The sequence below is a fragment of the Micromonospora sp. CB01531 genome (assembly GCF_001905095.1).
Classification (GTDB): domain Bacteria; phylum Actinomycetota; class Actinomycetes; order Mycobacteriales; family Micromonosporaceae; genus Micromonospora.
The window spans coordinates 111,725-133,948 of sequence record NZ_LWLS01000083.1; the positions used below are offsets into that span (position 1 = coordinate 111,725).

Below are 22,224 nucleotides of genomic sequence, written 5' to 3' on the forward strand. Positions count from 1 at the left end.
GGAGCCGATCGAGCTACAGGGGCCCGAGCGAGGAACAGGGCCGCGGGCCGGCCGATCGTTTCACGTGAAACAGGCGAGCCGCCGGGAGGAGTAACCGACGGCTTCAAAGCACGGCCGCCGGCATCGGCACGGGCAGAGCCCGCCAGGGGCTGACTTTGGCCGGCCACGGCGGCGGCGGTGCCAAGTTCTGCCGACAGCGCCTGCCGCGCGTGGGACGCCGCCGCCGGTCGGCCGTCGGCGGCCGATAGTCGGCTGGCTCCCTCGGCCGTTGCACCACCCCACGCCAACCCGGCCCCACGCAGAGACGGCATTGCACCCCGCGCGGACGCGGCGTTGCGCCACCTCACGGGGACGGGGCGTTGCGCCGCCCTACGTGGACGCGGCGTTGCACGGACCGCGATCGTGGCCGCAATGCCAACGGTGGCGCATCGCTCGCCCGCGAGTAGTTGGACAGCGCGGACAGGCGGCCGGCGAGCACCCGTGGATTCATCGCGCCCCGGCGGTGGCCGACCCGGTACCGCTGGGCCAGGGAAGTCCCGCTCCGGGGGCGCGAACACCACGCGCGGCGCCCGACCGGAGCGCCGGACCCGCCCGGCGGCCGCGGCTGAGGCTGGGTGGGAGTGAACCCGCTGACAAGGATGTAGGCCACCGCGGGCCGAATCGCCCGTCGGCGGCACCGCTTGGTCGACCCCGGCCGTCCGCACCCAGGGTTCGCACCCACTGCGGCACCCGGCGTGCCTTTCCCGGAGCGCCTCGGCGGGCGGGATCGGACCACGGCCGTGGTGGCGGCAGCAGCCGCGCCATCCCGGTCCATCGGAGTGCGGCGGCGGCGAGTCGGGAGGCGGCTGATGTCCCGATCGTGGGTGGGCCGACCACGGGCGTTAACGGACGACGAAGGGCTGCCGGCGCACCCGTCGACGGACTCCAGGGGCGCCGCCCCTCGTACCGCACGCCGCCGCCGACCCCACAGCGACCTGCCCCGGTAGCCCACGTCGCCGTCACACGGGGGTCGCCAACCGGCCGGGCGGGACGGTACGTGGGCGCCATCGCGACCCGGCGGATTGAGCGGGACTGAGCCAACGCAATCCGATGCTGAGGGCGTATCTGGGGCGGAGCTCCGTCGGCCGGGTTCGCGGCTAGGGCAGACCCGCCTCCGGGGCGAGGCGCGGCCGGGCGGGATTGGAGGGCGGCCTCGGGAAGCCAAGCCGTGCATCTGGTCAGCGCCGAACCAGGGCAGCCTGGTCCTGGAACCAAACGAGCGAGGCCGATGCCCAACGGCCCGTCGCTCGTTAGGTAGGAAGGCCCGGCCGTGGGGTGAACATCCGGTGGACAACCAGCCCCGATCCCCGGTGGGTTATCCACAGTCGTTGTCCACAGGGTGCCCTCGTTTCACGTGAAACAGCGCTGCGAAAGCCGTGTTGAGCTGTGGATGACGCGGTGTGGTGGTGAGCTCAGCGGCCTGTGGACAACGCGGTGGACAACATCGCGGCGATCGACGACGGACGCTCGTCAACCGACGAAACGGGTAGGGACAGGCGTCGCCGACTCGGTTAGGGTCAGCCTCGTGCAGGACACCCCTCCCTCAGTGCCGGACTTCACCCAGTGGCCCTCCTTCCCCTTCGAGGGCGACCTCCGCGTCAAGCAGCTCGACGATCCGGTACCGGTCGAACCGCCCCGCCGGGGCGAGGGAAACCGGGAATGCACCGCCTGTAACGCCCCGGACGAGGCGTACATCTGGGTCGGCGAGCGGTGGCGGGTACGCGCGATGGACCGACCCACCGGCCTGCCGATGGTGCTGATCCTGGAGTCCCGCTCCCATCTCGATCTCGGCGACCTGCCGAACCTGCTCGCCGCCGAGCTGGGCGTGATGACCGTCCGCCTGGAGCGGGCCATCCGCTCGCTGGACGGCGTCGCCCGGGTACACGTCAACCGCTGGGGCGACGGCTCGGCGCACCTGCACATGTGGTTCCTGGCCCGGCCGTACGGGCGGCTGCAACTGCGGGGCACGTTCCTCTCCCTGTGGGACTCGATCCTGCCCCCGATCTCCGAGTCGCAGTGGCGGGAAAATCTGGCTCTGGTCGCCGCGTGGCTGGCCGAGTTCGGCGGCCGCCCGCTCGCCGAGCCGCCCCGCATCCAGTGGCAGGCCCCGTCGAGCCTTTCCTCGCCGTCTGCGGAGCGGGTGACGGCCGAAGAGGAAGAGGAGAGCGCGTCGGTGATCGAGGCGGCGGAGGAGATCCCGGAGCCGGAGAGCGACGCCGAGCCGAGCAGCGAGCCTGAGCGCGAGCCAGCGGCAGCGGCCAAGGAGCCGGCGGGCAAGGAGCCGGCGGGCAAGGAGCCCGCCGGCTGAGCGACCGAGCAGGCGATCTTACGGGCGACGGGCGGCGGCCCGGGTAACCAATGCGCCGAGCACCCGCCCGAAGTCCAGACCGGCGGCCTGAATGGCCAGCGGCAGCAGCGAGGTCTCGGTCATCCCCGGGGAGACGTTGACCTCCAGCACGTGCGGCTGGCCGTCCGCGTCGACGATCAGATCGACCCGGGAGAGATCGCGCAGGCCGAGTGCGCCGTGGGCGGCGAGCGCCACCTCGGCCACCCGCTCGGTCGTCTCCCGGTCCAACCGTGCGGGCGCGTGCCAGGTGGTCCGGCCGGCGGTGTAGCGGGCGGCGTAGTCGTACACGCCGTTGCGCGGCACGATCTCGACCGGAGGCAGCGCCTGCGGTCCCTCGCCCAGGTCCACCACCGAGACCGCTACGTCCATCCCGGGCACGTAGCGCTCCACCAGCGCGGTCTGGTCGTACGCGAAGCAACCGACCATGGCGGCCGGCAGCGACGCGGCGTCCCGGACCACCGCGGCGCCCAGTCCGGAGCCACCCTGCGCCGGCTTGATCATCAGCGGCAGGCCGAGCCGGCCGGCGATCCGGTCCAGCACAGCCACCGCGCCCAGCTCGGAGAAACGGTCGTGCGGCAGGGCCACCCAGTCGGGGGTGGGGATGCCGGCCTCGCGCAGCACGGCCTTGGCCGACGGCTTGTCCCAGGCAAGCCGGGAGGCCCGGGCGTCGCAGCCGACGTAGGGCACGCCGCACAGGTCGAGCACCCCACGCAGCGAACCGTCCTCGCCGGTGGCGCCGTGCAGGGCGATCACCACGGCATCCGGCGGGTCGGCGGCCAGGGCGGGCAACAGGGCCACGTCCGCGTCCCGAAGTTCGGCCTCCACCCCGACCGCCCGCAGCGCGTCGAGCACGCGCCGGCCGGATCGCAGGGAGACGTCCCGCTCGTACGAAAGTCCACCGGCGAGCACCAGCACGTGCAGCTCGTCGGTGACGGCGGATTCGGTCACGGAAGTGTGCTCGGCAGGGCTGACGGCCATGCGGGAATCATGCCAAGTCGGGGCCGGGCGCGTCCGAGCCGCCCTGCCGACGCCGCGGCCCCGAGCCGCCCACCGCGCCGAAGACCCGGCGCATCGCGATCTCCTGCTCCATCACGCCGGCCAGCCGGCGGACGCCCTCCCGGATCCGCTCCGGCGACGGGAAGGAGAAGTTGAGCCGCATGTTGCCGCTGCCGGTGCCGTCGGCGTAGAAGCCGGTGCCCGGCACGTACGCGACCCGGGCCGAGATCGCCCGCGGCATCATCGCCTTCGAGTCGAGGCCGTCGGGCAGGGTCGCCCACACGAACAGGCCGCCGCCCGGGTTGGTCCAGGTGGTGCCGGCCGGCATCAGGTCCGCCAGCGCGGCGAGCATGGCGTCCCGGCGCTCGCGGTAGACCTCCCGGTAGACCTTGAGCTGTTCCCGCCAGGGCATGGTGCCGAGGTACGTCGAGACGGCGGCCTGTGCGTAACCGCTGGGGCAGAGGATCTGCGCCTCGCTGGCGATGACCAGTTTGTCGCGGACCGCGTGCGGCGCGAGGATCCAACCCACCCGCAGGCCGGGGGCGAAGGTCTTGGAGAAGGTGCTCAGGTAGAAGACCCCGTCCCGCCGGCGGGCCCGCAGCGGCGCGGGCGCGTCCCCCTCGAAACCGAGTTGGCCGTACGGGTCGTCCTCGACCACCAGCAGGCCGGCCCGCTCGCAGATGTCGAGCACCCGCTCGCGCCGCTCCTCGCTCAGCGTCACGCCGGTCGGGTTCTGGTAGGTCGGGATGGTGTAGAGGAACTTCACCCGCCGGCCGGCGCGGGCCAGGTCGGCGATGGCGCTCTCCAGCGCCTCCGGGATCAGCCCCTGCTCGTCCATCGGCACGTGGGCCACCTGGGCCTGGGCAGCCTGGAACACCCCGAGCGCGCCGACGTACGTCGGGCCCTCGGCGAGCACCACGTCGCCCGGGTCCAGGAAGAGCCGAGCCACCAGGTCGAGCGCCTGCTGGCCGCCGACGGTGACCACCACGTCCTCGGGCGAGGCACCGCACGAGGCGTCGATCCCGGAGAGGGACATCACCTCGCAGATGCGCTCGCGCAGCTCCAGGGTGCCCTGACCGATGCCGTACTGCAGGGTGGTGACGCCGTGCTCGGAGCCGAGCCGGCCGAGCATCTCGCCGACCGCGTCCAGCGGCAGCGCCGCGATGTACGGGGCCCCACCGGCGAGTGAGACCACCTCCGGCCGGCTGGCCACCGCGAAGAGTGCCCGGATCTCGGAGGCCGTCATTCCCCGGACCCGGCGGGCGTACCGGTCGGTGTAGTCGTCGAGCGTCGTGCCGGTCATGACATCACCTCGATCGGGTGTCGGCGGGGCTGCCGCCCGGATGTGGTACCCGCGATACCGGCAACCATGGCGGCCCGGGACACCGGTTGGTCGATCGTAGTCCGTGACGGCCTCCACCTGCGCCGCCATGTGAAGAAAGTCCACATCCCGGACCGGCCCTCCCCGTCCCGGGTGGGCCTACGCGCGTCCTCTCCCGTACCGCCGGACAACGGCGTACGATCGCTCGTCGGGGGCAGGGACGCGGCGGAGTGGTCAGCTCCGGCAACTCCAGCTCGGCTGGTGGCCATAGTTCGGTCTCCGCGCCGCTCGGCGGCGGTTCGGACCGAATGACGGCCGGTCTGATGCCGCGCCGCGACCCGGAGCCGTCGCTGGTTCCCGCTCCGAGCCTACTGGTGGGGATGGCGCTCATGTCGCGACGTCTGGTCAGTCTGACCCTCGACACCCTCGAGGACCTGCCCCGCCCGTGCCGGCAGTGCGTCTACTGGGAGCTGGACCCCGTCTCCGCCGACCGGGCGTGCGCCGCCGGCGACCCCGGGCTGGAGAAGGAGGCCTGGATCTCCCAGACGCTGCTGGAATGGGGCTCCTGCGGCAAACTCGCGTACGTCGACGGCATGCCGGCCGGTTTCGTCATGTACGCCCCGCCGGCGTACGTTCCGCGCTCGATGGCCTTCCCCACCTCGCCGGTCTCGGCGGACGCCGCGCTGCTGATGACCGCCAACGTGGTGCCCGCCTTCGCCGGCGGCGGCTTGGGCCGGATGCTGGTCCAAGGCGTGGCCCGGGACCTCACCAAGCGCGGCATCAAGGCGATCGAGGCGTTCGGCGACGCGAAGTTCGGGGACGACGGGGACGACCCCACCCGGGCCTGCCTCGCACCGGCCGACTTCTTCCTGTCGGTGGGGTTCAAGACGGTCCGCCCGCACCCCCGTTACCCCCGCCTGCGGCTGGAGTTGCGCACCGCGCTCAGCTGGAAGTCCGACGTCGAGTACGCGCTGGAGAAACTGCTCGGCTCGATGAGCCCGGAGACGTTGCTCCGGCCGGTGCGTCCCGCCCCGGCCACCCGGTCGATGCGCTGACCGCCCCGCGCCGTCAGTCCACCACCGTGCCGGCGGCGACGATCGCCCGCAGCTCGCTCACGTCGATGGAGCCGGTGGGCACATCCCGCTCGATCGGGAAGTACATCCGCTGCACGGCGGCGACGATGGCCTCGACGACCTTGTCCCGGAACCGCGGGTCGACCAGCCGGCCCCGATCCTCCGGGGAGGTCAGGTAGCCCACCTCGACCCGGACGGCCGGCATCCTCGTCAGCCGCAGCAGGTCCCACGCCTTCGCGTGGGTACGGCAGTTCTGCAGCCCGGTCCGGGCCACGATCTCCCGCTGCACCAGCCCGGCCAGCCGCTCCCCGGTCGCCGAGGTGACGCCGTTGTCGGTGCCGTAGTGGTAGGTGGCGACTCCGTTGGCCGCCGGGTTGGCGTGCCCGTCGGTGTGCAGCGAGATGAAGACGTCCGCGCCGAGCGAGTTGGCGAGCTGGGCACGATCGGCGTCCGGCAGGCAGGTCTCCGGCGACGGGCCGCGGGTGAGCTGCACCCGTACGCCGGCTGCGGCGAGCCGCCCCTCCAGCCGGCTGGCCAGGTCGTGCACGATGTCCGCCTCGGTCCAGCGGAGCGGGCCGTCCGGCACCACCACCCCCGGGTCGGTGCCGCCGTGTCCCGGGTCGATCACCACGGTCCGCCCGACCAGCGTCGGCCCGGCCTGCCGGATGGCGTCGGACTCGCGCAGCCACTGCGGCCGCCCACCCACCACCTTCCGGCCGAGGCGGCGCAGCGCGTTCATGGTGTGCGGGCCGCACGCGCCGTCCGGCTTCAGCCCCATCTCCCGCTGGAACTGGGCGACCGCCCGGGAGGTGCGGATGCCGTAGATGGCGTCGGCCCGGCCCACGTCGTACCCCATCTCCAGGAGACGTTCCTGGAGCGACCGGACGTCCTCGCCGATCAGCGGCTCGGGCACCGCGTGGTACAGGGTCCGGGCGCCGAACCGCCAGCGGGCCGCGTCCAGCGCCCGCCAGGTCTCCGCCCCGACCCGGCCGTCCACGCTCAGCCCGCGGGACTGCTGGAACGCCCGGACGGCGCGCTCGGTCTCGGCGTCGAAGTCGTCGCCCTTCCCATCGGCCGGAAGCAGGTCGAGGCCGGTGAGGACGGTACGGATCTCGGCCACCGCGGGTCCCCGGTCACCGGGTCGGATGGGACGCACGACGACCCCCTCTGCACGGACACTGGCTGGCCGGAGACTCCGACGGAGGTGGCCCCCATGGCTGGGGACGCTTACGGAGCGTACCGTGGCCGCTCACTATCGGCTTCCCGTTCGGGCAGGTCGGGATACCCAGCCGGGAAAGCAGGAACCCCCGCCGCCGGGTGGCGACGGGGGTTCCCGTGGTCGTCGATCGGCTCAGAGCGCCGACTCGATGAGCTTGACCAGCTCGCCCTTGGGCTTGGCGCCGGCGATGGACTGCACCGGCTCGCCGTTCTTGAAGATGGTGAGGGTCGGCACCGACATCACCCGGTACGTCCGCGCGGTCTCGGGGTTCTCGTCGATGTTGAGCTTGACGATGGTGACCTGGTCACCCATCTCGCCCGCGATCTCCTCGAGCAGCGGCGAGACCTTGCGGCACGGCCCGCACCACTCCGCCCAGAAGTCGACCAGGACCGGCTTGTCGGACTTCAGCACGTCGCTCGCGAAGCTCGCGTCGGTGACCGCCTTGGTTGCTCCCACTATGAACCCCTCCTCCGGGACTTTTCTGAAGATGTTTCTCAGCCTTGCAGGGTGGCGATGAAGCGCTCGGCGTCCAAGGCGGCGGCGCAACCCGTGCCGGCCGCCGTGATCGCCTGCCGGTAGGTGTGGTCGACCACGTCACCGGCGGCGAAGACGCCCGGCACGTTCGTCCGCGTGCTCGGCGCCTGCACCTTCACGTACCCCTCGTCGTCGAGTTCGATCTGCCCGCGGAAGAGCTCACTGCGCGGGTCGTGGCCGATCGCCACGAAGACCCCGGTGACGTCGAGCACCTTGGCCTCGCCGGTGTGCACGTTCCGCACCCGGACGCCGCTGACCTTGCCGTCGTCGCCGAGGATCTCCTCGACCACGGTGTTCCACTCGACCTTGATCTTGTCGTTGGCGAGCGCGCGGTCGGCCATGATCTTGCTGGCGCGGAACGAGTCCCGGCGGTGGATGATCGTCACCGACTCGGCGAACCGGGTGAGGAAGCTGGCCTCCTCCATCGCCGAGTCGCCGCCGCCGACCACCACGATGTGCTGGTTGCGGAAGAAGAAGCCGTCGCAGGTGGCGCAGGACGACACGCCGTGGCCGAGGTACTCCTGCTCACCCGGCACACCCAGCGGTCGCCAGGCGGAGCCGGTGGAGAGGATGACGGCCTTCGCCCGGTAGGCCGTCCCGCCCACCCAGACGGTGCTCACCGCGTCCGAGCCGGTCTCGCCGGTGTCCTTGAGCTCGACCCGGGTCACGTCGTCGGTCAGGAACTCGGCGCCGAACCGCTCGGCCTGCTTGCGCATGTTGTCCATCAGCTCGGGGCCGAGGATGCCGTCCGCGAAGCCGGGGAAGTTCTCCACCTCGGTGGTCGTCATCAGCGCGCCACCGGACTGCACGCCCTCGATGACGAGCGGCTTGAGGTTGGCGCGCGCGGCATAGACCGCCGCCGTGTAACCGGCCGGCCCGGAGCCGATGATGATCAGGTTGCGGACCTCGTCCACTGCCGTCTCCCGATGTGTGTGTTCGTCACCGGCGCGCACCGATGTCGATCCCGAGTGCCGACGGCTCAGCGGCGTCGGCGCCTGACTTGCAGAACGTCATCGTACGAAGTGGGGATTCCCGAGCCGGTCATCCGGTGGGTCACGTCACGTGGCGGGACACGCCCGGGTGACCGTGGCCTCACCCTACCCGGGTGCGGAAGCGGGTGTCCGCGCCGGACCCGGGCACCCCGCACTCGGCTCCGCTCACCCACGCCCAGCGCTCGCCGCTGCCGTCGACGAAGGTGACGACGAGTGCCGGCCGGCCCTGGAACGACGCGTAGTCGACCAGATCGAGGGTGATCAACCCGGCTCGGTGCTCGGCGCTGATCGCCCCGAGGCAGGACTCCAGCGCCTCCGGGCGGGTGAGCCGCTCCAGCCCGGCCGCGTCCGACTGGCGCCGGTCATCGGGCGCCAACCCCGGCCCGTGAACCGCCGAGGGCGAGGCGAGCGTCATGATGCTGCCGGGCAACTGGTCCGGGCTGTAGTCGGTGCCGCTGTGCTGGGGCGGTGCGGCGGTCCGGAAGGGCGCGCCGGCCCCCTGGGCCAGCTCCGGCTGCGCCCGGCCGGCGGCCGGCCCAGCGTTGTCCGCCATCGACGTCACGCCGCGGTTGGCGCCGACCAGGTGGCTGATCCCGAACCCGACCGCGGTGACCGAAGCAGCCGCCAGGGCGACCGGCCCGGCGATCCGGGCCCAGCGCCGGGAGCGCCGGCCCGGTCCCGTGTTGCGGGCCGGGCGCTCGGCCGGCCGCGTCACCCCGTCTGCACGTCGGGGCTGGGCCGGCACGACGGCCGGCGGCGACGTCCGAGCGGCGCGGACCTCGGCCGGACGGGAGGAGTCCGGATCCGAACCGACGATCTCGAGGCCGCCCGGCGCGGGCACACCGGCCGGTTCCTCGGCGTCGGACCCGGCGGCGGCGGTCGGGGCCGGCCCGGCGCCGGCGAGCGCCGCCGTGATCCGCTCCGCCACGGCCAGCGGCAGCTCCGGCGCGGGGGCGGCAGCCCAGTCGGCCAGGTCGGCGCGGACCAGGTCGACCGCCCGCGCCAGGGCGACGTACGCGTCACCCCAGGCCGGGTCCGACTCGATCAGCCGGGCCACCGTGGCCTGCTCCGGGGTGCCGTCCAGCGCGCCGCCGACGTAGTCGGCGAGCAGGTCGGGGTCGACCCCGCTGAACTCCCGGGAAGTCACGTCTCCTCCTGGCTGGCGTCCCGCCGGGACCACCCCGACGTCGATCCGACGCCCTCGGGCGGCCGGGGGTTCCCCCCGGTGACGCGCGGCACGTCCCTCTTCTCGTCGGAACCGGTACGCAGGTGCCCGAGGAGCACGGCCAGCCGGGCCCGCCCGCGGGCGCAGCGGCTCTTCACCGTCCCCTCGGCGACACCGAGGATCCGGGCCACCTCGGCCACCGGATAGCCCTGCACGTCCACCAGGACCAGCGCGGCCCGCTGCTCGACCGGCAGTTCGGCCAGGGCCTGGCGAACCACCAGGGCGGTGTCGTGGTCGTGGGCCGGGGCGGCCGGCTCCACCCCGCCGGTGTGCCGGCCGGGCTCCCCGTCGGTGTGCACGCCGTCCGGCAGCGGGACGGTGGCGTGCGTCTGGCGTCGCCGCATCCGGTCCAGGCAGGCGTTCACCACGATCCGGTGCAGCCAGGTGGTCACCGCCGAGTCGCCGCGGAACCGGGCCGCCGCGCGGTGCGCCGACAGCAGGGCGTCCTGGAGCGCGTCGGCGGCCTCCTCGCGGTCGCCGAGGGTACGCAGGGCCACCGCCCAGAGCCGGTCCCGGTGCCGGTGGAACAGCTCGGTAAAGGCGTCCCGGTCGCCGGCGACGTGCGCGCGCAGCAGATCGAGGTCGGACGCCCCGGCCGGCGGCCCGTCCCCGGTCGACGGCTCGGGCGTCCGCCCCCCGCGACCCGCCATCACCACGTCCACACGAGGCGGCGCGGCAGCCGCGGCCGACGGTTCACGACCCCTGGACCGTGATCTCCTGGACCTCCAGCTTCCAGCCGTCCCCGCTGTCCTTCTTCGGCAGCTCGGTGATCCAGAAGAGCAGGTAGCGGTACTTCTGCTCCGGGTCGAACCCGTTGAACTTCATCGTGTTGCCGTCGTACTTCTCGAACGGCTGGCCGATCTGGGTCTTGTAGCTGGCGACGAGATCCTTGTCGCCGGACGTGCTGGACGGGAAGTCGTCGGTCCCCGCGAGCAGTTGGGCCGAGGCGCCGGGGGACAGCACGGCCTCCAGCGACTTGACCGTGTGCGGGGCGCCCAGGTCGATCCAGATCCCCATGCCCTTCTTCAGCCCGCCGAACTTGCCGTTGTTCCGGTAGCTGGCGGTCGCCCAGCCCTCGTTCTCATCGCCGTCGATCACCTTTTCGGCGTTTTTCACCTCGGCGCGGTCCCGGCTCTCTGGGTCGATGATCCGGACGTCCTGGATGGTGAGCTTGCGGACCTGGGCGGCCGGCGTGTTCCCGGCTTCGGCGGGCGCACTGCTGGACGGACGGGCCACCGGCTCCTTCGGCTGCTTCTTGTCGTCGCCGCCGAGCATGCTGATCCCGATGAGAAGCCCGACCAGGGCCACCGCCAGCAGCCCGGCGACACCCACGGCCACCTTGCGGCCACCGGCGACGGCCAGCGGCGACGGCTCCTCGCCCGGTTCGGCGGTGAAGCGCAGCGGGCCGGTCGGCTCCAGGAAGTGGTCGTCGGTGGGGACGTCCAGCCGGCTCAGCTCGGCGGCCAGCACGTCCGACGACGGCGGGGCGATCTCCGGGTCGAGCAGGTCCATGGTGAGGTCGTCGAGGTACGCCGGCACGCCGGCGCGTACCTGCCGGGGTGCGGCGATGGCGCCGCTGGCGTCGCGGACCGCGTCCGGGATCGCGGCGCGGCCGTGCCCGGCCGTGGCGCCGTGCAGCGGGGCTTCGCCGTGCGGCCAGTGCCCGGTCAGGGCGAAGTAGAGCACCCCGCCGACCGCCCGGAGGTCGTTCTCCTGGCTGTCCGCGCCGTCGGTACGCGCGTCCGCCAGCACCACCCGGCCGTCGTCGCTGATCATGACAGTGCCGGGATGCAGGTTGCCGTGCACCATGCCGGTGGCGTGCACCGCGGCGAGAGCGCTGGCCACGGAGTTACCGATGGCGGTCGCCCGGGCCGGGTCCAGCGGACCGTCGGCGGCGACCATCTCGCGCAGGGACTGGCCGTCCACCCACTCGCGCACGACGTACGCCCGGTCGGCCTCGTCGATGGCGTCGTAGACGCCGACCAGATTGGGGTGGATCACCCGGCTGGCCGCGACGGCGGCCTGGAGCATCTCGGTGGCGGAGTCGCCACCCGGGTAGCGGAGGACCACCGCGACGGGACGGCGCAGCACGACGTCGACCCCGCGCCACACCAGCCGACCCGCACTGTCGTTGTTGATGTGCTCGACCAGCTCATACCGCTCGGCAAGGAGCTCACCGACCGTGGGAGCACCGAAGGTCATGACCGGAGGGGCAGTCTCCTCCGCCTCCTGACCCTCGCCGACCTGGGTCACCCGTCCTCCCTCGGTGATCGTGTCGATCGATGGACCCGTGCTGCTGGGCATGTGGCTTCCTGCTCTGCCTTCGAAGGAACCGGCAGACCGGCGTCGACGTCCCCGTCGGCACCTGCCGTACCCGTCGAGACCGACCTTACCCGGGATGCCCGGTTCCTCGACATGTCATCTTCCCGCCGTAGCCGGTGGGACGCCAGTGACCGGGGCGGTCGACCGGGTCACGGTCGCGTCCCATTTCGGCGTTGGCACACGCACCAGCCAATCTAGAGGTTGGCAACAACTGGTCGGCGCAGGGGCTTCGACGACGCCGGCTCGGCTGGCGGCCACAATTCGGCCGCCGCGGCGCTCCGGACCGAACGCAGGCCGGTGTGGCACCGCGCAGCGACCTGGCGTCGTCGCCCGGTGTGGCGGGCCCCGCGACGCCTCGGCGGATTCCCCCGGTCAGGAGGGTCATCCTCATCCTTACGGTTGGTTGTCCACAGGCCGAGTGGCCCACTGGGCCGGGAAACTTCGAGTTATCCACAGCCGTATCCCCAGGCTGGTGATCCTCGTTCACTGTCCGTCGCCGAGGTTGGTCGGGTCAGCGGCCGAGGCGGCGGCGGACCATCCCGACCACCTCGGTGATCTCACCGATCCGCAGCGCCATGGCCAGCCCGAGGTACGTCCCGCCGATCACTACGCCGCCGATCACCAACTGCACCGCGGCGGCGAGCCAGCTCAGGTTCGCCGGGTCGCCGGGCAGCAGCCGGACCACCAGCAGCCCGACCAGGGCGGCGCCCAGCGCGGCGACGAGTACGCGGCCCAGCGTCCGCATGATCGCACCGAGCCCGATCCGGCCCACCCGGGGGCGCAGCAGCATCGCTGAGATCACCGCCGCCGCCAGGTAGGAGATGGCGTTGCCGAGCATCATGCCGGCCGCCGCGAAGGTGGCCGAGAAGGCGAGGAAGAGGCCGATCTGGAGGAGCACCCGCAGCGCCACCACCGGGATGTTGATCATAGCGGGGGTCTTGGTGTCCGGCAGCGCGTAGAAAGCAAAGGTGAAGAGCTGGCTGATCGCGAACGGCACCAGGCCGACCGCCGCCACCAGCAGCACGGTCGAGGTGGCCACCGCGTTCTCGCCGGTGAACGCGCCGTACCGGAAGATCACGACCGAGATGGGGCCGGCCAGCACCGCGTAGCAGACCGCGACCGGGGCGAGGACCGCGCTGACCATCCGGGTGCCCCGGGACAGGTCGGCGGTGACGTCGCGGAGCCGGCCCTCGGCGGCGGCGGCGCTCATCCGGGGCATCAGCGCGGTGATAATCGAGACGGCGATGATGCCGTGCGCCATCATCAGCAGCAGGAAGACGTTGTTGTAGATCAGCAGGCCGGCGTTTTCCTTGCCGGCGGCCCGGGTGAGCAGGTTGACCACCACGAAGAGGCCGAGCTGGTTGATCGCGACATAGCAGAACATCCACGCCCCGAGCCGGCCCAGCTCGCGCAGGCCCAGCTCGCGGAAGTCGAACCGCCACTTCCACCGGAAACCGACCTTGCGCAGCGCCGGCAGCAGGCCGGCGGCCTGCACCGCCACGCCGAGCAGGGTGCCGCCGCCGACCAGCAGGATCCGACCAGGGGTCATCTGTCCCGGCTGCAGCGCCTTGGCGCCGTAGACGCCGATGTACAGGCCGAAGACGCCGATCACCACGAGGTTGTTCAGGATCGGCGCCCACATGGGTGCGGCGAAGTGCCCCCGGGTGTTCAGCACCGCGGCGATCAGCGCGCTCACGCCGGTGAAGAACAGCATTGGCAGCATCAGGTAGGACAGGTCGTTGACCAGTCCCTTGTACGTGTTGTCCTTGCCGGCGGCGTAGATCGCGGTGAGCACCGGCGCGGAAATCACCGCCAGCAGCGCGGCGGCGGCCAACGTGAGCACCGCCAGGGTCAGCAGCCGCTGCGCGTACGCCTCGCCCCGGTCCGGATCGATCTTGCGGCGCCGGACCAGCACCGGGATCAGCACGCTGGTGAGCACGCCGCCGAGCAGGAACTCGTACACCTGGTTCGGCAGGAACTGGGCGGTGGTGTAGACGTTGCCGACCGCGTTGCCGAGGGCGGCGCCGATCATCAGGTTGCGGACGAAGCCCGTACCCCGGCTGACCAGGCTGCCGATCGCCATCACCGCGCTGTTCGCCGCGGCGCTGGTCTCCGCGACCACCTCCTGCGGGGGCGCGGTGGCCGCCACGCCCGGCTGGTTCAGCGGCTCCGCGGAGATGAAGGTGGCCCCGTCGTTCGGCGGCTGGCCGCCACCGTGCGCGTTCGCGCTGCGGTACAGCCCGCCGCTCATCTCCAGCCTCCAAGGGGTACTACGTCGGAGCCGGACCACCGGGCCCGCACGCCCATGACCTTAGTCAACCTCGACCGCTTACCCACGCCCGGCGCAGTACCCTCCGGTCCGGCCCGATAGGCTGGCGATCCCATGTCCGAAGCCTCCGCCTCCCACGCCGCCGACCGCCGCGAGCTGACCGCCGCGCAGCGTAACGCCGTCGCCGAACTGCTCCGCGTCTCGCCGGTCGCCGACGAACTCGGCCGGCGGTTCGCCAGGGCCGGTCACGAACTGCACCTGGTGGGCGGATCGGTGCGGGACGCGCTGCTCGGTCGCCTCGGCGAGGATCTCGACTTCTGCACCGACGCCCACCCGGACCAGACGCTCGGCATTGTCCGGGGCTGGGCGGAGTCGATCTGGGAGACCGGGCGGGAGTTCGGCACCATCGGCTGCCAGCGCGCCGGGCTCCGTCTGGAGATCACCACCTTCCGGGCGGAGGCGTACGACCAGGTCAGCCGCAACCCGATCGTGGAGTACGGCACCAGCCTGGTCGACGACCTCAAGCGCCGGGACTTCACCATCAACGCGATGGCGGTCAGCGTCCCCGACCACCGGTTCACCGACCCGTACGGTGGGTTGGCCGACCTGGCCGCCAAGATCATTCGTACCCCGGGCACGCCCCGGGAGTCGTTCGGCGACGACCCGCTGCGGATGCTGCGCGCGGCCCGGTTCGCCGCCCAGCTCCGCTTCGCGGTCCACCCGGACGTTCGCGAGGCGATGACCCGGATGGCCGCCGACCTGGACCGGATCACCGCCGAGCGGATCCGGGACGAGTTCACCAAGCTGCTCTGCGGCGCGGACCCGATCACCGGGCTGCGGCTGCTGGTCGACACCGGGCTGGCCGACCGGTTCATCCCCGAGCTCTCCAGCCTGAAGCTGGAGATCGACGAGCACGCCCAGCACAAGGACGTCTACGAGCACACCCTCACCGTGGTCAGCAACGCGATGGCGCTGGAGGCGGACGGCTGCGACTTCGTGCTTCGGATGGCCGCGCTGATGCACGACGCCGGCAAGCCGGCCACCAAGGCGGTCGGCCCGGACGGCCGGGTCAGCTTCCACCACCACGAGGTGGTCGGCGCCCGGCTGACCAAGGCCCGGATGAAGGCCCTGCGCTACCCCAAGGACGTCACCGCCCAGGTGGTCAAGCTGGTCGCACTGCACCTGCGGTTCTACGGGTACGGCCGGGGCGAGTGGACCGACTCGGCGGTGCGCCGGTACGTCACCGACGCCGGCGACCTGCTGCCCCGGCTGCACAAGCTGACCCGCTCGGACGTCACCACCCGCAACCGGCGTAAGGCGGCCCAGCTCGCGGCCGACTACGACGCGCTGGAGGAGCGGATCTCCCGGATCGCCGCCGAGGAGGACCTGGCCCGGGTCCGGCCCGACCTGGACGGCAACGCGATCATGGAACTGCTCGGCGTGCCGCCGGGGCCGCTGGTCGGCAAGGCGTGGCAGCACCTCAAGGAGCTGCGCCTGGAGCACGGCCCGCTGGACCGCGAGGAGGCCGAGGCGGAGCTGCTGCGGTGGGCCCGGGAGCAGGGCGTCGTCGACTGATGATCATGACGGCGCCCGCCGGAGTCCCCTGAGCAGGGGGTCCGGCGGGCGCCGTCGTTGCTCCGGTGCGACGGCCGGGCCCGCCGCCGGCCCGGCCGCCACCGGTCAGTGCTCGACCGCGCTGCTGTCCACCGCGGTCCGGCCGTTGGTCGGCGTACCGCCCAGCTTGGCGAGCAGCCCGGCGAGGTCGATGCCGGTGAGGTCGCTGCCGAGCTGGAGGCCCTGAGCCACGTTGCCGGCCACCGACTTGGTCAGCGAGGAGGCGCCGTCGGTGGAGATCACCGTCATCTTGTCGATCGCGCTGATCGGCGCGCTGGCCGCCTCGACCACCTGCGGCAGCACCTTGACCAGCAGGTCGAGCACGGCGGCCTCGCCGTACGCGGCGAACGCCTCGGCCTTGCGACCCATCGCCTCCGCCTCCGCCTGCCCCTTCGCCAGGATGGCCGCGGCCTCGGCCTGACCCTCGCGCTCGATCGCCTCGGCGATCGCGGTACGCCGCCGCTGCTCGGCCTCGCCCTCCTTGGCGCCCTCGATCGCGTTCGCCTCGGCCAGCGCGGCCCGGCGGGCCCGCTCGCCCTCACCGGTGAGCCGGGCCTGCTCGGCGGCGGCCTGTGCGGCGGCGATGGTGGCCTGCCGTTCGGCGTCCGCCCGCAGCACCGCCGCGTTGCGGGCCGCCTCGGCCTCCTGCTCGACCTTGTAACGGGCCGCGTCGGCCGGCTTGCGTACCTCGGTGTCGAGCTGGCGCTGCTTCAGCTCGGCGTTCCGCTCGGCGACCTTCTGCTGCTCGGAGAGGATCGCCTGGTCCCGCTCGGCCTGGGCGAGCGGCCCGGCCGCCGCCGACTTCGCCTTGGCGGCATCGATCTCGGCCTGGATGGCGGCCTGCTTGAGCGACAGGTTCCGGTTCGCCTCGGCGATCGCCTCCTCGGCGAGCAGCCGCTCCTGCTCGGCCTGCTGCCGAGCCCGGGCCTCGGCGATGGCGGCGTCCTTGAGCACCCGGGCCGCCTCCGGCCGACCCAGGTCCTGCAGGTACGACCCCTCGGCCAGGATGTCCTGGAGCTGGAAGGTGTCCAGCACCAGGCCCTGGTTGGTCATCGAGTGCTCCGCCTCCTCGGCCACCGCGCTGGCGAACGCCGCCCGATCCCGGATGACCTCCTCGACGGTGAGCCGGCCGACGATCGAGCGCAGCGCACCGGCCAGCACCTCGCGGGTGAAGTTGTCGATCTCGTCCTGCTGGTGCAGGAACCGCTGGGCGGCGGCCCGGATCGCGTCCTCGGTGCCGCCGACCTTGACGATGGCGACGCCGTGCAGGTCGGCGCGGATGCCCTGCTTGCTCACCGCGCCCCGGATGCCGACGTCGATCCGGCGGCTGGACAGGTCGAGGGACTGGAGCTTCTGCACCACGGGCAGGACGAAGACCGACGCGCCGAGCACGACCTTCTGCCCGGACATGTCGGTGGAGCGTCCGCCGTCGGCGGTCTGGGTGGTCCGACCCTTGCGGCCGGTGACGATGAACGCCTCGTTCGGTCCGGCCACTTTGATCCGGGAGAGCACGAAGAGGATGAGGACGACGGCGAGGAGGACCGCGCCGCCGATGGCGACGAGCAGGAGCATGGGACTTCCCGTCTCTGCGATGGGGGGATCAGTAGGTCTCGACGTGCACGCTGGTCTCGGTCAGCGCCGCGACCACGAAGATCCGGGCGCCGACCGGGATCGGCTGGTCGGCGCGGGCGTTGAGCTTGACCGGTTGGCCGGCGAGGCGTACCCGGACCTCGCCGTAGCCGCCGGCGGGGACCGGGGTCACCACCAGGCCGATCGCGCCGACCAGGTGGTCCCGGGTTGGCGTGGGATCCGTGCGCATGTTGCGGGCCGCTCGGCTGAGCCGGGCCGCCAGCCACCCGGTGGGCACCGCGGCGAACACGCCGCCGGCCACCGCCGCCGCGATCATCCCGGGGGTACGCCCGCCGAGCAGTTCGTTGACGATGGCGGCGCCGAAGCCGAAGGCGCCGGTGAACCCGGCGACCGCCTCCAGCGACACCGGGCCGTCGACGTCCGGATGGCCGAAGGTGAACAGCTCGGTACCGAGCAGGGCGAGCGCCAACACGCCGACCCCGACCCCACCGATGATCAGAAAGATGAGCGTCCCCGTGGCCACGACCTGCACGGTATCGATGTCGCGCAAGGTCGACGGCTGTCCGAACGCTCAGCGCGGAGCAACGGTCAGCTCAAGATCGACCAGCTGTTTCGGCAGTGGCTGACGGACCAGCTCCCGGCCGGTGGGGTCGGCGAGCACGAAATCCCGCGACCCGTTCGGCCGCCGGTAGAGCAGTCGGTCGGCGGAGACCCAGGCCACGTCGGCGGCCGGCAGCGGGTTCACCACCTTCCCGGTGCCCGTCTCCACCAGCAGCGGTTCCTGCTGCCCCTGCACCACGACGAACTTCCCGTCCGGCGACCAGGCCCATGGGCCGGCCGGATCGCCGGGGATCGGCACGAGGCGGAGCTGCCGGCCGTCGTCGGGGGAGAAGAACCGCACCCCCGCGCGGGGGTCCCGGACTGCCTCGTTGTGACCCGTCCCGCCCGTTTGCGGGAGTAGGACCTCTCGACCGTCGCGCGACCAGGTGAAGTTGCATATGTCGGTGCAGAACCAGCGTCCCTGATCCACCAGGAAGGTCCGCTTCGTGCCGTCCGTCTTCAGCACGATGAAACCGAAGTGGTCCAGCTGCCGGGTGGTGAACAGCAGCCGCCGTCCGTCCGGCGACCACTGCAGGCCGGCAAGGGCCCGGCCCACCTCGTACCAGCGGGTCTTTCCGCTCGACAGGTCGATCAGGCCGACGTCGCGGGGGCGGGCCTCGTCGGTGACCGCGACGAGTGAGCCGGTGGGCGCCGGGTAGATGCCGTCGTAGCGGTCGGTGGTGAGGTAGCGGCCCCGTTTCCGGTCGAGCAGGAAGCCGTTGCCGGATCCACCGGCGGCCTGCGCCCGGGTGACCACCCAGTCGCCGGGCAGCACCAGCGGCTTCGCGGTCCAGTTCGCCCCCGGCGCGGCCAGCATGGTCGGCGAGGGGGTGGCCGTCGGGGTCGGGGTCGGTGTCGCCGGGGGTGCGGCTGGGCCGGGTCGGAGCAGCACGAAGGGCAGTGTCACGGCCACGACCGCCAGCAGGGCGGCACCGGCTGCGGTGACCCGCCGGCGGCGACGCAGCCGGCGACCCCGGCCGAGCGCGCCGGCGGCCAGGTCGGGCGCTGGCCGGACCCCGTCGGCGAGGTCGTGCACGGCCGCCCGCAGGGTCGCGTCGAGGGCCCGGCTCATCGCGTCACCTCCGCGCGGCTCGTCAGCTCGTCCAGCCCCGGCACCAACTTGCGCAGCCGGGCCAGCGCCTTGGCGGACTGGCTGGCCACCGTGCCGGCCCGGCAGCCGAGGAGCGCCGCGGTCTGCTCGACGCTGAGGTCCTCCAGATAGCGCAGGGTCAGCACGGCCCGCTGCCGGGGCGGCAGCGACCGAAGCGCCGCCCGCAGCAGCAGCCGCAGGTCGCTGTCGTCGCCGCTGTCCCCCACCGCGGCCCGCTCCGGCAGCTCCGCGACCGGGACCTCCAGGCGCCGTGACCGGCGCCGCCAGCCGGAGATCTGGTCGTGGTAGAGGATCCGTTTCACGTACGGCTCGGCGTCGCCCCGGATCCGCGGCCAGCGTGCGTACGCCTTGGCCAGCGCGTTCTGCAGCAGGTCCTCTGCCGCGTGCTGGTTCCCGGCGAGCGCGTACGCGACGCGCAGCAGGGCGGGCCCCCGTTCGTTGACGAACGCGGTGAACTCCCCGTCGGTCACCTCTGCCACCGCCCACCTCCGTATGGAAGACGCGCGTCGACCGCGGAATTTTGCCCCATCGATCGGAGAAACGGTGAAACGTCACGTCGGCGCTGCGCTGCTCGGTGTCGCGCTGCTCGGACAGTGAGCCTGGTGGTGGCGGCCGGGCTCCGGGCGGGACAATCGGGTCATGCATTGGACCGTGCTCGACTCGCCGATCGGGGAGTTCTCCGTCGCCACCGACGGCGCGGCTGTCCGCGGGGCGCACTTCGGCCGGGTGGAGTCGGCGACCGACCGGCCCGGCGACGAGGTGGCCGCCCGCGCGCTGGCCGAGCTGCGGGCGTACTTCGCCGGTGAGCTGACCGATTTCACCGTGCCGGTCGTGGCGCCCCGGGGGTCGGAGTTCGAGCGCGCGGTGTGGCGGGAGATGACCCTCATCCCGTACGGGGAGACGCGGACCTACGGCGAGGTGGCGAAGGCGGTCGGGGACCCGGGCGGGGCCCGGGCGGTCGGGGTGGCCTGCAACCGGAACCCGGTGCCGGTGATCGTGCCCTGCCACCGGATCGTCGGTGCCGGCGGCAAGCTGGTCGGCTTCGGCGGTGGGCTGCCGCGCAAGGTGACGCTGCTGGAGTTGGAAGCGGGCGTGGCCCTGCAACGCGCCTGGTCCTGACGTACCCCGGGCAGACCGGCCGGGACGCGCGAAGGGCCGGGTCCGCAGCGGACCCGGCCCTCGACGGTGCGGCGGTCAGCGCGTCAGCGCTCGACCTCGCCCTTGATGAACGCCTCGACGGCGGCGTGCGCCTCGTGGTCGGCGTACTGCTTCGGCGGGGACTTCATGAAGTACGAGGAGGCGGAGAGGATCGGGCCACCGATCTTCCGGTCCAGCGCGATCTTCGCGGCCCGCACGGCGTCGATGATGACGCCGGCCGAGTTCGGCGAGTCCCACACCTCGAGCTTGAGCTCCGCGTTGAGCGGGGTGTCGCCGAAGGAGCGGCCCTCCAGGCGGATGTACGCCCACTTGCGGTCGTCGAGCCACGGCACGTGGTCCGACGGGCCGATGTGCACGTCGCTCTTGGCCATCTCGTGCGGGATCTGGGAGGTCACCGACTGGGTCTTCGAGATCTTCTTCGAGACCAGGCGGTTGCGCTCCAGCATGTTCATGAAGTCCATGTTGCCGCCGAAGTTGAGCTGGTACGTGCGCAGCAGCTCGACCCCGCGGTCCTCGAAGAGCTTGGCCAGGGCGCGGTGCACGATGGTGGCGCCCACCTGGCTCTTGATGTCGTCACCGACGATCGGCAGGCCGGCGTCCTCAAACTTCTTCGCCCACTCCGGGTCGGAGGCGATGAAGACCGGCAGGGCGTTCACGAACGCGCAGCCCGCGTCGATCGCTGCCTGGGCGTAGAACTTGTCGGCCTGCTCGGAGCCCACCGGCAGGTAGGAGACGACCACGTCGACCTGCGCGTCGCGCAGCGCCTGGGCCACGTCGACCGGCTCGGCGTCCGACTCTTCGATGATCTCCCGGTAGTACTGGCCGAGACCGTCGAAGGTCGGGCCGCGCTGCACGGTCACACCGGTCGGCGGCACGTCGCACAGCTTGATGGTGTTGTTCTCGCTGGCGACGATCGCCTCGGCGAGGTCCATGCCCACCTTCTTGGCGTCCACGTCGAACGCCGCGACGAATTTCACGTCGGAGACGTGGTAGTCGCCGAAGGTGACGTGCATGAGACCCGGGACGCGGTCGGTCGGGTCGGCGTTGCGGTAGTACTCCACGCCCTGCACGAGGGACGAGGCGCAGTTACCTACGCCGACGATGGCGACGCGGACGGAGCCCATAGCGTCTGCCTCCTTCTTCTTTCATCACGGCCGCTCTTTCCTGGACTCGCCAGGCGGGGGCGGGCTGTCGTTTTCTCGTCGGCCGCCGGCCGTCCCGGCTTCCGGGACCGTCGGGGCTCGGCCGGAGCGCTCGTTGGCGATGAGCTCCTCCAGCCAGCGGACCTCGCGCTCACAGGCCTCCAGGCCGTGACGCTGCAGCTCCAGGGTGTACGCGTCGAGCCGCTCGGCTGCCCGGCCGAGCACGTCACGAAGGCCTTCGCGACGCTCCTCGATCTTGCGACGACGACCTTCCAGGATCCGGAGCCGGGTGGCCTGGTCGGTCCGGGCGAAGAACGCGAAGTGCACGCCGAAGCCCGTGTCGTCGTACGTCTCGGGTCCAGCCTGCGCTATGAGCTGGGCGAACCGTTCCTTGCCCTCCGCGGTAATGGTGTAGACCACCCGACCACGCCGGCTGGTCAGCGCGGGAACCTCCTCGGCGGTCGCGGGTGTCTCGGCGGCCTCGGTGATCCAGCCCGCCGCCTGCAGCCGGCGCAGGGTCGGGTAGAGCGAGCCGTAGCTGATCGCCGCCCGGATGGCGCCGAGTTTGGCGGCCAACTCCTTGCGCAGCTCGTAGCCGTGCATCGGAGCCTCCTGCAGGAGGCCGAGGATGGCGAGCTCGAGCATGGGCCACCCCTTCTTACCCCCGGCGCG

Annotated in this window: 19 protein-coding genes; 4 read left to right on the forward strand and 15 right to left on the reverse strand. The window is 72.3% G+C overall.

The features are described 5' to 3' along the window. Window positions 1–1,585: 1,585 nt before the first annotated feature. Complete coding sequence (locus A6A27_RS43360) at window positions 1,586–2,347, forward strand: hypothetical protein (RefSeq protein WP_241825438.1); 762 nt, start codon at window positions 1,586–1,588, stop codon at window positions 2,345–2,347. 18 nt (window positions 2,348–2,365) lie between these two features. Here the strand turns inward: A6A27_RS43360 and A6A27_RS24405 are convergent, their stop codons facing one another. After that, complete coding sequence (locus tag A6A27_RS24405) at window positions 2,366–3,364, reverse strand: D-alanine--D-alanine ligase family protein (protein WP_073836971.1); 999 nt, start codon at window positions 3,362–3,364, stop codon at window positions 2,366–2,368. Between the two features lie 7 nt (window positions 3,365–3,371). Beyond that, entirely contained in the window at window positions 3,372–4,685 is a 1,314-nt protein-coding gene (locus tag A6A27_RS24410) for an aminotransferase-like domain-containing protein (protein WP_073836972.1), read from the reverse strand. Between the two features lie 407 nt (window positions 4,686–5,092). Here A6A27_RS24410 and A6A27_RS24415 point away from each other — a divergent pair, with 407 nt between their 5' ends. Then, complete coding sequence (locus A6A27_RS24415; RefSeq protein ID WP_073837123.1) at window positions 5,093–5,758, forward strand: GNAT family N-acetyltransferase; 666 nt, start codon at window positions 5,093–5,095, stop codon at window positions 5,756–5,758. Between the two features lie 13 nt (window positions 5,759–5,771). Here A6A27_RS24415 and A6A27_RS24420 read toward each other — a convergent pair whose 3' ends face one another. From A6A27_RS24420 to murJ, 7 genes are all read right to left on the reverse strand, one after another. Beyond that, window positions 5,772–6,932: an N-acetylmuramoyl-L-alanine amidase gene (locus A6A27_RS24420; RefSeq protein WP_073836973.1), complete on the reverse strand. Its 1,161-nt coding sequence runs from the start codon at window positions 6,930–6,932 to the stop codon at window positions 5,772–5,774. Between the two features lie 195 nt (window positions 6,933–7,127). Continuing rightward, window positions 7,128–7,451, reverse strand: a complete 324-nt coding sequence (trxA, locus tag A6A27_RS24425; protein ID WP_073836974.1) for a thioredoxin — start codon at window positions 7,449–7,451, stop codon at window positions 7,128–7,130. 38 nt (window positions 7,452–7,489) lie between these two features. Further along, on the reverse strand, window positions 7,490–8,443 hold the full coding sequence (gene trxB, locus A6A27_RS24430; protein ID WP_073836975.1) for a thioredoxin-disulfide reductase: 954 nt from the start codon (window positions 8,441–8,443) through the stop codon (window positions 7,490–7,492). 178 nt (window positions 8,444–8,621) lie between these two features. Further along, on the reverse strand, window positions 8,622–9,668 hold the full coding sequence (locus A6A27_RS24435; protein ID WP_073836976.1) for a hypothetical protein: 1,047 nt from the start codon (window positions 9,666–9,668) through the stop codon (window positions 8,622–8,624). Continuing rightward, window positions 9,665–10,396, reverse strand: a complete 732-nt coding sequence (gene sigM, locus A6A27_RS24440; protein ID WP_073837124.1) for an RNA polymerase sigma factor SigM — start codon at window positions 10,394–10,396, stop codon at window positions 9,665–9,667. The genes A6A27_RS24435 and sigM overlap by 4 nt, the downstream gene beginning before the upstream one ends. A gap of 43 nt (window positions 10,397–10,439) precedes the next feature. Next, window positions 10,440–12,050, reverse strand: a complete 1,611-nt coding sequence (locus A6A27_RS24445; RefSeq protein WP_073836977.1) for a protein kinase family protein — start codon at window positions 12,048–12,050, stop codon at window positions 10,440–10,442. A 529-nt stretch (window positions 12,051–12,579) separates the two neighbouring features. Continuing rightward, a complete protein-coding gene (murJ, locus tag A6A27_RS24450) occupies window positions 12,580–14,319 on the reverse strand; it encodes a murein biosynthesis integral membrane protein MurJ (RefSeq protein ID WP_073836978.1) in 1,740 nt (579 codons plus the stop codon). 132 nt (window positions 14,320–14,451) lie between these two features. Here murJ and A6A27_RS24455 point away from each other — a divergent pair, with 132 nt between their 5' ends. Further along, window positions 14,452–15,912, forward strand: coding sequence for a CCA tRNA nucleotidyltransferase (locus A6A27_RS24455; RefSeq protein WP_073836979.1), 1,461 nt, complete (start codon window positions 14,452–14,454; stop codon window positions 15,910–15,912). A gap of 105 nt (window positions 15,913–16,017) precedes the next feature. On the opposite strand, the gene A6A27_RS24460 is transcribed toward A6A27_RS24455, so the two are convergent. The 4 genes from A6A27_RS24460 to A6A27_RS24475 are packed head-to-tail and all read right to left on the reverse strand — an operon-like array spanning window position 16,018 to window position 19,731. After that, window positions 16,018–17,523, reverse strand: a complete 1,506-nt coding sequence (locus tag A6A27_RS24460) for a flotillin family protein (protein ID WP_073836980.1) — start codon at window positions 17,521–17,523, stop codon at window positions 16,018–16,020. A gap of 28 nt (window positions 17,524–17,551) precedes the next feature. Next, the gene (locus A6A27_RS24465) at window positions 17,552–18,073 is read right to left on the reverse strand and encodes an NfeD family protein (protein WP_198940439.1); all 522 of its coding nucleotides are present in this window, start codon (window positions 18,071–18,073) and stop codon (window positions 17,552–17,554) included. Window positions 18,074–18,112: 39 nt separating this feature from the next. After that, the gene (locus A6A27_RS24470; protein WP_073836982.1) at window positions 18,113–19,213 is read right to left on the reverse strand and encodes a TolB family protein; all 1,101 of its coding nucleotides are present in this window, start codon (window positions 19,211–19,213) and stop codon (window positions 18,113–18,115) included. Beyond that, window positions 19,210–19,731, reverse strand: a complete 522-nt coding sequence (locus A6A27_RS24475) for a SigE family RNA polymerase sigma factor (protein ID WP_073836983.1) — start codon at window positions 19,729–19,731, stop codon at window positions 19,210–19,212. The genes A6A27_RS24470 and A6A27_RS24475 overlap by 4 nt, the downstream gene beginning before the upstream one ends. A 160-nt stretch (window positions 19,732–19,891) precedes the next feature. Between A6A27_RS24475 and A6A27_RS24480 the strand changes: the two genes are divergently transcribed. Further along, the gene (locus A6A27_RS24480; protein WP_073836984.1) at window positions 19,892–20,371 is read left to right on the forward strand and encodes a methylated-DNA--[protein]-cysteine S-methyltransferase; all 480 of its coding nucleotides are present in this window, start codon (window positions 19,892–19,894) and stop codon (window positions 20,369–20,371) included. 83 nt (window positions 20,372–20,454) lie between these two features. Here A6A27_RS24480 and A6A27_RS24485 read toward each other — a convergent pair whose 3' ends face one another. Both A6A27_RS24485 and A6A27_RS24490 read right to left on the reverse strand, forming a co-directional pair. Then, entirely contained in the window at window positions 20,455–21,534 is a 1,080-nt protein-coding gene (locus tag A6A27_RS24485) for an inositol-3-phosphate synthase (RefSeq protein ID WP_073836985.1), read from the reverse strand. Between the two features lie 24 nt (window positions 21,535–21,558). Further along, on the reverse strand, window positions 21,559–22,197 hold the full coding sequence (locus A6A27_RS24490; protein ID WP_073836986.1) for a PadR family transcriptional regulator: 639 nt from the start codon (window positions 22,195–22,197) through the stop codon (window positions 21,559–21,561). Between the last annotated feature and the right edge of the window lie 27 nt (window positions 22,198–22,224).